The sequence below is a fragment of the Desulfovibrio gilichinskyi genome (genome assembly GCF_900177375.1).
GTDB lineage: Bacteria > Desulfobacterota > Desulfovibrionia > Desulfovibrionales > Desulfovibrionaceae > Maridesulfovibrio > Maridesulfovibrio gilichinskyi.
The window spans coordinates 167,987-180,301 of sequence record NZ_FWZU01000001.1 but is presented as its reverse complement, the minus strand read 5'-3'; the positions used below and the strand labels follow the sequence as shown (position 1 = coordinate 180,301).

The window sequence follows — 12,315 nt, the reverse complement described above, 5'->3', positions numbered from 1 at the left end:
CTAAGCCCTCCACACCGGCGAATCAATACCGCTTATTCCGCGGGCCTCAAGCCACGGGTCATTCAAAATTTCATCCTCACGCCCTTCGGCAGAATCTGCCAATCTGGCGGACTGCATTGCATTAAGATAAAGCGTCCACATTTCTCTGGCCTTAGTAGATGAACCTGTAATGTCATCAGCTATTTCTGCCGCGAGACGTGCGGCAAAAGCCATTACAAACGATGAATCAAATAAGACCGGATTAGTCACTTTGCCGGTGTAAATGGCAAAAGCACTATCCACATTAGTGAGGATTTTATCACCTTCAACAACAAATTCGTCATCAGAACGATTAAGCTGGCGCAAGTGAATACAATCCACCGGAACCTGATATTGAAATGAAAAACCAAATGCCGGAGCTTGCGCAAGCTTTGCAAGCCTGCACCGGGATGCCGCAAAATTCCACGGGTGATCACGAAGAACCGCGTCACGCACCTGCTCATAAAAAAGATTGCAAGTGACCGCTTCCTGCGAGCTGTCACTAAGCGACTCAATGAGCCTTGCACCAAGTTTTCTAAGCGCAAGGTTACAAATCTTAACTTCTGAAATTGCCACGTAAATTCTCCTGTCTTTGTTATGGTTACAATTCAAATGAATGAATCCCTTACAAAGTCAGGATAAAAGGCAGGCCGGACATGAATAAGCCGAGTCATGTCCGGAGGTGAAATTTTAATAAAAAAAAGCCCCGACCGAAGTCGGGGCTGATAATAAATTACTATTTGGTCTCTTTTATTGAGGTATCAATTTCAGCTTCTTTTAATTCTGGATGCCTTTTATAAAATCCTTCAAGTTGTTCAAGAGAACAGTTGCACTTGTGGCACATTTGGTCTTCAGGTGCTTTTTTAGGCATAAACACTTGTTGGCATTTAGGACAAATAGATTCTTCAAGTTTAGTGAAATGCTTTCCCCCCCATAGGGCGTTTGTAAAAAATACCGCACCAAAAAATTAGTAGCCCAAAGGCAAACATCGCCCACTTCCCCCAAAGGCCTATTTCATGCCCTTTATAATAGTAAGGTAGTTCATTTGGCCATGCCCCACACATAGTAAATAAACCGTAGGCAACTGCAATTATCCTCATTACTAAAGGATAGTCCCCTTTATTTCCCTTTAATATTCTTTTTTGTTTTTGATTCATCAATTTTGTTTTTTATTTCTTTATAAGCTTCTTTAGCATTTTTAACGGCTAGCTTCGTACCAAAAAAAGCGGTAACTGGACCATTTATTGGTCCATTTGATGGAGGTAATCCGTCAACAAAACTTGTTGCTCCATCTGTAATATCATTTAGATTTACTTCATATTTTTTATTTGATGTAAAATTACGTACTGTTACATCAGCTTCGTTATAAGCGTCTTTAGCTGTAGCTATTCCTCGCTTAGCAATCTTACTAACCTTATCCAACCCTTTTTCTACATATGGAGCGGATCGTCGTGCTGTGGCAAGCCCCGTCCGATCATGAAAATTAATAGGATCATCCAAACAATCCCCGTAAACATCTACGTCTCCGCCAGCGAATCCTAACGGATCGGGTGTGATGAATCTTCCGATTGCGGGATCGTAAACGTTTTAGTCTGATATGCTTCCATGACTGAAACATCGACAGCATCTCTTTGCTGTTCATCATGAATATTCGCACCCGTGCCAGTTTCCGACTGTCGCGGCTGATCTTTAGTAACTTCGGCAAGCAATTCTTGCCCATATTGTGTTTTAATCAAGTCTTTAACAAGAGGCAGATCTGGATTTTCAATAATAAATTTTGCGTGAAGTTTGCGCTGTGTTTCCTTTAAATATTTCTTTTCGTATTCTATTTCCCTTAATTTACGTTCAAATAAAGCCTTGCGTTCTGGGGACATCATGCTTGGATACATGCGTTCATGGGCAGGAAAATCATTAAGAGCATAATAGGGGCTGTCCATTTCTTCCGGCCCTTCGAGAATGGAATTCGGTACCACATCGTACATCATTTCCAGAATATCTTCCGGTGGTATTGAGTTTTTATACAACCGAACGTTAATGGGGATGTCCTTGCCTTCTTTTTCTCGTAATTTGTATCCGCCTGGATAAATCATAAAGACCTCTGCTTATTTTCTGATAGCCGGATTAAACACAGACCTGTTCTGAATTTAATTAAGCTATCCTTAACTGAATAAGCATAGGATATAGGGCAGGGCGGACATGAATAAGCCGAGTCAGGTCCGGGTGGTGAAATTATAAAAAAAAAACTATAAAATATACATACAACCACATAACCATTGGAACAAACAGACAAAATTACACAAATAATCACAAAGCTTTACATGATAATAATATAGCAGTATGTAACAAAACACGAAAAAATATCGTGCTATGTATTCTATAATGAGAGGTTTTTATGAATATGATTAAAAAGGGGCACTTAATCCTCTTTATCGGTACAGGACTTATTATTCTAATGACGGCTTTGGCATTGATCTTAGATATTGGGAATATGTTCTGTATGACAGGGATTGCGCTTGTCGCCGTTATAGTTATGCTTTCAGTCGCCTTTATTCTGCAAAAACAAATAATATATATTGATTCTGTAGCAGACTTTGCAAATGCTCTGGCAGATGACAATAAGTTGACATCTCCAGTAGAACCAATTTCAGATGACAATATTTTATGGCCGGCAATAAAAAATCTCTCAGAAGCTTTTCTGCGCGAAGCCGGCATGAAAAAAGGTATTATTGAAGGGTTGCCTACTCCGTTTCTGCTTGTTGACACCAAAGAACGCACCATGTTCACCAACCAGGCTTGTATGGACATGGTTGAAATTAATAGCACGCCAAAAAGTCAATATGGGAAAACCCTTTCAGAAATATTCTACAACGACCCTACACGTAAATCAGCAGTCGGGCAGTCCATCCAAACAGGCAAAATATTCAAAAACCTTGAAGTAAGTATCACCGGTCACAAAGGTGGAGTTCGCCACGTTCTGGCAAATGTATATCCACTGTACGATATAAACCAAAAATGTATAGGTGGTTTCTGTCTGTACATTGACATGACAGACCTGAAAGAAAAAGAAGCACAACTTAGTGCACATAATGAAAAAGTAGCCAAATCAGCAATGCATGCAACTGAAATATCCGACAGACTCGCATCTGCTACTGAAGAACTTTCAGCACAGATAGAACAATCCTCTGCAACTTCAACTGCTCAGCGAAACAGCACCCGTGAAGTTTCAGTTGCCATTGAACAAATGAATGAAACTGTTATTGAAGTAGCAAGAGGAGCCGGAAATGCGGCCGAACTAGCAGATTCTGCTAAGAAGAAAGCTCTTGAAGGTGAAAATGCCGTAGGCCAATCAACTCTTTTGATTTCAAATGTATATGAAAATGCTTTGCACCTTAAAAATGAAATGCATGTTTTGGGTGAACAAGTGGAGAGTATCGGAAGCGTCATAAATGTAATTAATGACATCGCAGATCAAACTAATCTTCTAGCACTTAATGCTGCCATTGAAGCAGCCCGTGCAGGTGAAGCAGGTAGAGGTTTTGCTGTTGTCGCTGACGAAGTTCGCAAATTAGCGGAAAAGACAATGCAAGCAACCAATGAAGTAACTTCCGCCATTAACAACATTCAGCAGAGTACTCAAAAAAGTATGACCTCATCAGAAAAAACTGCGCTGGAAATTAATGAGAATAAAAAACTGGCAGAAATATCTGAAAAAATACTTAAAGAAATTGTTAAACTTGTTGATCAAACAGCCGACAATGTCCGCAGTATAGCCGCGGCTGCGGAAGAACAATCGGCAGCAAGTGATGAAATTTCTTCATCAACAGAACATATTGCAAATTCTGCTGAGGAAAATGCCAACTCCATGCAGGAATCAGCTATTGCTGTCAGTGACCTTGCAAAAATGGCAGATGAACTGAAAACAATCATTAACGACATGCAATAATAAAGTAAATGAAGCCCCCCGGAATTAATTCCGGGGGGCAGGTCAGATATGAATTAGCCGTGGTTACAAATAAGTTATTTAGTTTTAATTTTACTCAGATTCAGCCTCCTTTAAAATTTTACGTAATTTAGGCATACTGTCTTTAGGCGAAAAAGCCGCTCCGAGATTTTTAAGAGTATCAAGAAGATCCTCTCTTTCACTCTTAATCTTACCTTCACCAGATTCATTGAAACCGCAATCTGCTTCTTCAAAATGCTCAACCACCGCAACATTTTCCTCAAAATCAGCACTATCTCCACGGTTAAAACGTTGAAACACGCCTTGCGAGTTCCGTACATAACAATTCTGTTTACAAATATATTTCAAAATAATTCCTTACAGCTAAACGTTGGTCTGATCATCAATGATCACATAACCGCTTATTTTTCCGGCAGTTGCATCACTTCCGCCAACGGTCAAAGACAATCTTACAAACGCTTTGTGCTTCACAGGCAGAGACGGCAACGGGAAATTATACCCTTTAGTCAGGCTGGCAACAGGAATTGCGCCTGATTCAAAAATGGTATCATACAATCCGAAAGAATCATCCTCAGAACCCTGCAACGCCACTCTTAGATCTGTGAGTCCCGCACAAGCTTCACCGTCCACAAAAACTTTAAGTTTAACAGTATTTCCGCTACCGCAATCTTCACCGACATAGATAACATTTTCAGAAATTGCGTTTCCGACAATTGATTGCTTTTCACAAAAACAAAGCTCTTTATCCAAATACATATTAGTCTCCTTTAAATTAGATCTGTTTAAAACATGGCCGAATCAATAATTAAGCAGTGATTGCAGACTCAGTATTGAGAATGGAATCAACCCTGCGAATCGGGCATCCCCAGAAGGTTGTTACAGGCTTACCTTCCCAGTTTTCAGTTTTAAGCATGACGTTATTTTTGTCGGAGGCTTCAATATCAAGCTGAGTTTTGATGGTTTGATTACAATAAATTACCGTTTTACCCATGTTTGTGTTGGGTATTTTGTTCAAAGCCTGAATCAGGGCATGACGCAAAGATTCTGTGCCGAAATTGGTGGTATCGATGGAAGCAATACGCATTACATAACGCCAATCACGGACAACAAGACCTGGCGTCCATTTAAAATGGGTACGAAGTCCCTGATATTTACCGCCGTTTGCGTCTTCCAAAGTAACTTCACCAAGATCTTTATGAGTCAAGCCGCCAGTGCTTCCTTTAGGGAAAGTGAAATGCACAGTCTGATCTGACCAGCAGACAATCCAAATAGATGTACAATTATTCCCAGTTCCACCGAAATTGACTACATTCTCATGTTCGAGGCTGCTGAAACGAGGCGAAAGACCCAAATATTTTTCAGGTTCAAGTGCAGTATCACCGTAAACAAAAGTATCAGCAAATTCCTGATTCATTGCTTCAAGGAACGCACGCTCTTCTGAAACACGGAAGGTTGAAGTATGCCCGTTAAGCTCAGACAACGCTTTATCCATTTCCGCATAAGATTCCAGCATTCCGCAGGTATCATCAACCTGCTTTGTGCGCGATTTACTGGGCTTGATACCGTAGTTGAGTTTACGCCAGCTTACTGTCGGCAAATCAGTGCGGACGGTGGTTCTATGACCTGTCGGCAGGTTACCTTCAACCCATGCGGCATCTTCAAGAATCTCGTTTGTCTGTGAAAGTGTTTCAACAACAGCAGCGACATCACCGCTAGGATCGACACGTTTAGACCATTCTGCAAGAGTAAGAGCGTTGTTACCAAGAGTTCCCATAAAAAATCTCCTTGAATTTCGGCCTTCTTGCGGCTCTAATTTAAGGACGCTTTAAGCGTTCATAATATATAACTAATCGCTTCAAACGAAAAATTATCAATAAAAGTTAAACAGGCTGATTAGGGTAAAGGATTTCTCCGATTGTTTTCTTCCTTCCAGTCGGTCTAGGGCTGTCCACATAAGAATCTTCAGACATACGCATCCCTATTCCATGAAAAGCTTTAACCACCTCAGGATGATTGTTATAGCCTGAATCTTTGATCAGCTTTACCAGCTCAGGTGAAGCAAAAGCTTTCATAGCCTTATTGGCTATGCTTACATTTTGTCTGAAAGCAGCACCATGCCAGCCGGGTAAGGAACTTATTTCATCCGCCCACTTATTGACCTGCTGTTCATGATCCTGATGTCTTGCACTTTCAAGTTTGTTATTAAAATCAACCAATTTCTGTGCAAGCTCGGCCGTTACACCGTTTTCACGAGCAAAATCTCTGAAATGCTGATCAATATGAGATGGAACTTCTATTCCTTCTCCATAATTTATTTCATAGTCTGCCGGATCAACCTGCGAGGCAGAGCGAAGGTCAGGCTTAACATCACTTTCCCCACCTGCTCCACGAAGCTGATTCCCAGCCGACTTTTGATGATCTTCTTGGTCTGAACCATGTTCATACTCCCCGTCATCATTGCCTAGAATAGACAGTCGCCCGTTCGGTTGTTCGATACCACCGGCAGCTGTTACCCCCGCCTGCGTATCTTCAGGAGCAACGTAATCACTCATTTTTTATCCTCCTCTTTCCTAAGTTTTTCAGCGCGCTCACGAATAATTGAAAGGTAGATTTCCTCATCTGCCGTAACAACAGGCGCAAGAACATTTTCTACTACAAAATCATGAACAGCCACATTCCGGTAAATATCTGTTTCTTTGGAATACAGAACCGCATTAACTCCTCCCTGCTCAAGCAGAAATGTAAAGATCCGCCTGCCGTGAGGAGAACCGAAAGTAGCTTTCACATCTGCCAGAAACAGCTCTGTTAATCTGCGATGTTCTTTTTTAATACTTTCAGCTTCCAACTGTTCATCTTCCAAAAATTCAGCATCCATTGTCATTAGCGTTATTCCTCCTTTGAGGGTAAACTTGTTGTTCCTCCCCCCTACAAGACATAGAATATGTAATAGCCCGGACATGAAACAGCCGACTCATGTCCGGGGGACAACTTTTTTTAAATTATTGTAATGAAAAATGACTTGAATAAATTAAGAATCTGTACAACGAGGAGGTTAAACTAGAGGAAAAGACATAACGTAAAGCAGCAAGTACAATCTATCATATAAGATGATTTACTGTTTAATTACACATAGTAAAGAGATATTTGTGAATACGCAGAAATAATGAACGGAGGAGGAAAACTATAAGTTAACCGGTAAAATTCAGGAAGGTAATCTAAACATTAAGTCAAATTTTAAAACTTTAAAAAGATGTGTGAAAAGGATTATTACAACAAAGAAAAAGAACAAACCATATTGCGCCCACTTTCTTTTGCCTTATAAAGGGCTTTATCGGCATTGCACACAACCTGATCTACATCCTTATCACATAGCTTAGCCGTTTGCCCTTGACCTTTATACTCATAAACACCGATACTTATTGCAATATTAACTTCGCAAGGACCGATAGGAATCTTAGTATTGCTGAGCGATTCACGCATTCTCTCAGCAACATGAACAGCCTCTTTTTCAGAAGTATCAGGAAGAATCACCACAAACTCCTCGCCGCCGTAACGAGCCAAAAGATCCTCTTCACGAATAGAATCTGAAATAAAAAGCCCTAAAGCACGCAATACAATGTCTCCACAGGCATGACCGTGAGCATCATTAATATTTTTAAAATGATCTGCATCGATCATAAGAAAGGAAACACTCCCTCCCCTGCGCTCTGTTCGGTTCAATTCTTTTCTTGCGGAATCAAAAAACGATCTTCGGTTAAAAAGACCGGTAAGCGGGTCAGTCACCGCCAGTAAACGATATTTTTGTTCACTCTCAAGAAGCTTAGTTCTCGTTTCTTCGAGTTGGACCACCATCGCATTAAACGCTTCAGAAAATTCACCCAAGAAATCCATTTGTTGACTGTAATCACCTTCAGTCACCTGCTTTGTCTGCCAAGTCATATGACGCAAATGAGAACGAAGCGTCTTTAACGCTCCGGCCATAAATCCTTTGACTCTGAGTTCCTTTGAGGTATCTCCGTTTGCAAGAGACAATGCAAAAAGACTGATATCTTTAAGGTCATTTAGCAAAGAAGTCAGATCCGCATTTTCTCTAAGTGAGGATGGAAGAATAATATCTTTGTCAGGATATGTTAAAGCATGACGGAAAATATCGGCAATTTCAGAAACTATAGCATAATTTCCATTATTTCCAGCTGATTCTAAGGGAGCAGTTTCTTTATTCTCCGTGTATAATCCGTGCTCAAACGGAAACTGGTGATGCATAGTCTAATCCTTCACGGCTTCTGCTAAAAATCTACAGGTTCTATCTCCTGTACACCAGCAATCTACTTCTTTTACCTTAAATTTAATCCCTGTAAAGCTCTCCATCAAACCAGCTATAAATCCTTCATCATAAGCACAAATCTCATAATCAAGTTCCGGTAAACCTGAGCAATCCAGATCTTCAGAAACGGTTAACACAAACCTCCCAACTTCAAGATCAGCTTCTTCCACTTTAAGAATTCCTACACCCATTTCACGCAAAGCAGTTTGCAAAACTTTTACGTACTCATTAAAATTAGTCAATTCTGAAAAAAACTTCTTAAACATTTCTTCGCCGGCAAGTTTACCGGATTCATAAAACAATGCATCAGCTTTTTCAGTACCGTAATTCTTTTCCAAAATATCTCGAAAGGAAAATTGCATTAAACGATAAACTTCAAGTCTGGCATAAGGACCTAAATTAGGACGCCCCAGTTCAAGATCACCTATAAGATCCCACGTAAATTTATACTTCCTGTCTTTCATACTATCCCTACTCAATTGTTTCTCTCACTAAAATGATTCAAAAAATATCGTTTACAAACCATTTTTTTGCTGACCGCAAATAATTAATATTTAGCAAAAAATTTTAACCTATCATTATAACAAGTACAAGAGCAGTTAAACAGATTTCTACGATTAAACAGCTTACATGATAACTGAAATATACTTATAAATAGCCCAAAAGTGGCAAAAGCTACCAGCCATTACAAATATATGAAAAATTTCATGAAAACCAAGAAATCCAGGCCAAGGGTCTGGACGTTTAAGAGCATAAATTACAGCACCGATAGAATAGAAAATGCCCCCGGCTAAAAGCCAGAGTAATGCTCCGATCTGCAAAGCTTCTACAAGAGGCCAAATAGCGACAATAGCCGCCCAGCCCATTGCGAGATAAAAACCTGTCGAAAGCCAGCGCGGTGCATCCATCCAGAAAAATTTAGTGATAATTCCGCCGACAGCCATCGCCCACACGCATCCGAAGATTGACCAACCCCAGACACCCTTCAACCCGACAAGACAAATAGGAGTGTAAGTTGCCGCAATAAAAATAAAAATCATGGTGTGATCAATTTTACGTAAGAACCGTGTCCCTTTTTCTGAAAGAGGAAGCCAGTGATAAAGAGTACTTGTTAAATACAATAGAATCATACCAATTCCGAAAACTGAAAAAGTAACAACATGCATTATATTGGTAGGATTGATTGAAATATTGATAAGCATTCTGAGGCCGACAATAGCAAGGCAAAACCCGATAAAATGAGTTAAGCCGTTCATAGGATCGCGAATATATTGAAGCATAAATTACCTGCTGACTTTCTTTAAAAACTCTCAAACATAGCTCATGTTATGAATATACACTTTAAAATAACAAGCAATATTAATTGCACAAGATTAAAAATAGATCATATATATGACAAATTGCTGAATTCATTTTTTATTATCACAAAATTTTATATTTAAAAATAAGACTTTTTTGTAGCAAGATTGCCTTTGCAACAAATATCTTGTAATTACTACTCCGCTGTTTTTACGAAATAGCAATAAATTTCACAGGGGAAATCTTGTATGCGTTATTTTAGAACTGTTTTTTTAGTTTTTGCCTTTATTCTGATATTTTGTAATCCCGCACTTGCCGCGGACTCCAGTTTAGCTCCTATCAATGCCGCAAAATTCGGAATACTCACCCTAATCCCACCTTTGGTTGCTATTGTTCTTGCTTTCATTACTAAAAATGTCGTCCTTTCACTTCTTTTGGGTGTTTTTTCGGGAGCATTTATGCTCGAATTAAAAGGATTTCATATCTACGATGCTTTTATTGCCGGCTTCCTACGGCTATCCAATGAAATACTTACTTCACTTGCCAGCCCTTGGAATGCAGGTATCATTCTACAATGCCTTGCCATAGGCGGCCTTATTGCCCTTGTTTCCAAAATGGGCGGTGCGAAAGCAATTGCGGATGCTCTTGCTAAAAAAGCAAGAAGTCCTAAAAGTTCTCAGCTTGTAACATGGTTTCTCGGTCTGCTTATTTTCTTTGATGACTATGCAAACTCGCTGACGATCGGCCCGATAATGCGCCCGGTCACCGATAAAATGAAAGTATCCAGAGAAAAACTCGCTTTCATCATTGATGCAACAGCCGCTCCTATCGCCGGAATAGCTCTGATTTCAACATGGGTTGCATATGAAGTCGGACTGATTCGCGATGGTCTTCAGGGTATCGGTTACACTATGAATGCTTACGGTGTGTTTGTAGAAACTATCCCCTACAGATTCTACAATATTTTAATTCTGGTCTTCATTCTCGGAACGATCTGGTTCATGAGAGAATTCGGTCCCATGTACACAGCTGAGCAGCGTGCCCGTACAACAGGGAAAGTACTAAGTGACACAGCTAAACCTATGATCTCAGATGAAGCTACTGAATTGCAACCTAATCCAGACATTACTCCAAGTATTTGGTATGCAATTATCCCTATCGGAACTCTTATCGCTGCCGCTTTTTTAGGTTTCTATTTCAACGGCTACAATGCAATCATGGGCGGCGACAACGCTCAACTGATTAAATTATTCAACGATTCTCCAATGTCTTTCAGGGCCATCCGCGAGGCTTTCGGAGCATCGGATGCATCTGTTGTTTTATTTCAGGCAGCTCTGATCGCCGGAATTGTGGCTCTTGCAATTGCTATCGGTAAAAGAATTCTAAAAGTTGATGAAGCAATTTCCACATGGATTCAAGGTGTAAAGTCTCTAAATATAACAGCAGTTATTTTACTTCTGGCATGGTCCCTTTCCGGAATCATTAAAGAACTCGGAACAGCTGCATATTTGGTAAATATTTTATCTGATACTATCCCCATATTCCTGTTACCTTCAATCATTTTCATAATGGGTTCCATCATCTCATTTGCAACAGGAACTTCTTACGGAACAATGGGAATCCTGATGCCGCTGTGTATTCCACTTGCATTCGCACTTAACCCCGACCAAGGATACGTGATCTTAAACATAGGTTCTGTTCTCACCGGAGCTATCTTCGGAGACCATTGCTCTCCTATTTCAGATACAACTATCCTGTCATCAATGGGAGCTGCTTGCGACCATATAGATCACACCAAAACCCAGTTGTTTTATGCACTTCCGGTCGCACTTATATCTATCCTGTTCGGTTATATTCCAGCAGGACTCGGAATGCCGGTAGCCATAATACTTCCTGTAGCTATTTTGGCCGTGCTCGCAACAATACGCTTTTTAGGTAAGCCGGTAGCAAACTGATCTCCCACCTAAAATTTAAGCTTAAACGCCCCTTGCTCTTCTGAGCAAGGGGCGTTTTTATTTGAACCAATATAATACATTTCAATTGACGAATTTTATTTTCTAATGTTAAAGTGAATTCACTTTCACATATTAGGAGAATATTTTGAAAAAAAGAATGGACCGTGATTCACGTCGTGAACAAATCGCCGAAGCTGCTCTGAAACTTGCAGCTAAAAACATTTCCGCCATCACTGTAGAAAATGTTGCAAAGGCGTGTAAAATTGTTCCATCCGCTTTATATCGACACTATAAAAATAAAGATGAAATATTCGACGGGTTACGAGATCTTGTAAACAACAAACTAAGAGAAAATGCTACTATTGCAGCAAAAGAAGAAACTAGTCCTCTTGCTATTCTAAAGAACCTTGCGCTCAAACATGGAGATTTGATTTATAAATATCCCGGAATTCCAAGGCTTCTTTTCTCAGACCAGGTAGCAAACAGCGACTCTTTAAAGCGCAAAGGATTTCTCGCTATCATGGATGAATATCGTAAGGTTCTGGCAATGATTGCAAAAAAAGGTCAACAAACTGATGAAATAAGAACGGACATAAAATCTGAGGATGTGGTTTTTATGTTTTTAGGAACAGTGGTCCCTCCTTCGTTTCTGTTTCACCTTTCCGACGGAGAGTTCGACCCACGTCCTCAAATACAACGGAATCTTATTTTGTTTGAAGATGCAGTGAAAAATAGAAACATTTCGGAGGAATCCTGAA

The 12,315-nt window shown here is 40.1% G+C and carries 15 protein-coding genes; 3 read left to right on the top strand and 12 right to left on the bottom strand.

All coding sequences use genetic code 11. The annotated features are described in order from the left end of the window. The 4 genes from B9N78_RS00815 to B9N78_RS00800 form a co-directional block, all read right to left on the bottom strand. Positions 1 to 594, bottom strand: a complete 594-nt coding sequence (locus tag B9N78_RS00815; RefSeq protein ID WP_085096944.1) for a phage connector family protein — start codon at positions 592 to 594, stop codon at positions 1 to 3. 160 nt (positions 595 to 754) lie between these two features. Further along, complete coding sequence (locus tag B9N78_RS18420) at positions 755 to 889, bottom strand: hypothetical protein (RefSeq protein WP_281248158.1); 135 nt, start codon at positions 887 to 889, stop codon at positions 755 to 757. A 248-nt stretch (positions 890 to 1,137) separates the two neighbouring features. Next, positions 1,138 to 1,518, bottom strand: a complete 381-nt coding sequence (locus tag B9N78_RS00805) for a hypothetical protein (RefSeq protein ID WP_245805430.1) — start codon at positions 1,516 to 1,518, stop codon at positions 1,138 to 1,140. Positions 1,519 to 1,556: 38 nt separating this feature from the next. Beyond that, positions 1,557 to 2,108, bottom strand: coding sequence for a hypothetical protein (locus B9N78_RS00800; RefSeq protein WP_085096937.1), 552 nt, complete (start codon positions 2,106 to 2,108; stop codon positions 1,557 to 1,559). A gap of 302 nt (positions 2,109 to 2,410) precedes the next feature. On the opposite strand from B9N78_RS00800, the gene B9N78_RS00795 reads away from it, so the two are divergent. Continuing rightward, positions 2,411 to 3,961: a methyl-accepting chemotaxis protein gene (locus B9N78_RS00795; RefSeq protein WP_085096934.1), complete on the top strand. Its 1,551-nt coding sequence runs from the start codon at positions 2,411 to 2,413 to the stop codon at positions 3,959 to 3,961. A 90-nt stretch (positions 3,962 to 4,051) separates the two neighbouring features. Here B9N78_RS00795 and B9N78_RS00790 read toward each other — a convergent pair whose 3' ends face one another. The 8 genes from B9N78_RS00790 to trhA all read right to left on the bottom strand — a co-directional run bounded on the left by B9N78_RS00790 (position 4,052) and on the right by trhA (position 9,583). Beyond that, positions 4,052 to 4,279, bottom strand: a complete 228-nt coding sequence (locus B9N78_RS00790; RefSeq protein ID WP_085096931.1) for a hypothetical protein — start codon at positions 4,277 to 4,279, stop codon at positions 4,052 to 4,054. Between the two features lie 63 nt (positions 4,280 to 4,342). Next, the gene (locus B9N78_RS00785) at positions 4,343 to 4,735 is read right to left on the bottom strand and encodes a Bbp16 family capsid cement protein (RefSeq protein ID WP_085096928.1); all 393 of its coding nucleotides are present in this window, start codon (positions 4,733 to 4,735) and stop codon (positions 4,343 to 4,345) included. A 49-nt stretch (positions 4,736 to 4,784) separates the two neighbouring features. Further along, entirely contained in the window at positions 4,785 to 5,753 is a 969-nt protein-coding gene (locus B9N78_RS00780) for a major capsid protein (protein ID WP_085096925.1), read from the bottom strand. Positions 5,754 to 5,859: 106 nt separating this feature from the next. Continuing rightward, entirely contained in the window at positions 5,860 to 6,531 is a 672-nt protein-coding gene (locus tag B9N78_RS00775) for a hypothetical protein (protein ID WP_085096922.1), read from the bottom strand. Continuing rightward, a complete protein-coding gene (locus tag B9N78_RS00770) occupies positions 6,528 to 6,860 on the bottom strand; it encodes a hypothetical protein (protein ID WP_085096919.1) in 333 nt (110 codons plus the stop codon). The genes B9N78_RS00775 and B9N78_RS00770 overlap by 4 nt, the downstream gene beginning before the upstream one ends. A gap of 386 nt (positions 6,861 to 7,246) precedes the next feature. Next, the gene (locus B9N78_RS00765; protein WP_085096916.1) at positions 7,247 to 8,242 is read right to left on the bottom strand and encodes a GGDEF domain-containing protein; all 996 of its coding nucleotides are present in this window, start codon (positions 8,240 to 8,242) and stop codon (positions 7,247 to 7,249) included. A gap of 3 nt (positions 8,243 to 8,245) precedes the next feature. Continuing rightward, positions 8,246 to 8,767: a V4R domain-containing protein gene (locus B9N78_RS00760; protein ID WP_085096913.1), complete on the bottom strand. Its 522-nt coding sequence runs from the start codon at positions 8,765 to 8,767 to the stop codon at positions 8,246 to 8,248. Positions 8,768 to 8,929: 162 nt separating this feature from the next. Then, positions 8,930 to 9,583, bottom strand: coding sequence for a PAQR family membrane homeostasis protein TrhA (gene trhA, locus B9N78_RS00755; RefSeq protein ID WP_085096911.1), 654 nt, complete (start codon positions 9,581 to 9,583; stop codon positions 8,930 to 8,932). A 267-nt stretch (positions 9,584 to 9,850) separates the two neighbouring features. Between trhA and B9N78_RS00750 the strand changes: the two genes are divergently transcribed. Then, entirely contained in the window at positions 9,851 to 11,557 is a 1,707-nt protein-coding gene (locus B9N78_RS00750; RefSeq protein WP_085096908.1) for a Na+/H+ antiporter NhaC family protein, read from the top strand. A 145-nt stretch (positions 11,558 to 11,702) separates the two neighbouring features. After that, a complete protein-coding gene (locus B9N78_RS00745; protein WP_085096905.1) occupies positions 11,703 to 12,314 on the top strand; it encodes a TetR/AcrR family transcriptional regulator in 612 nt (203 codons plus the stop codon). The last annotated feature ends 1 nt before the right edge of the window (position 12,315 follow it).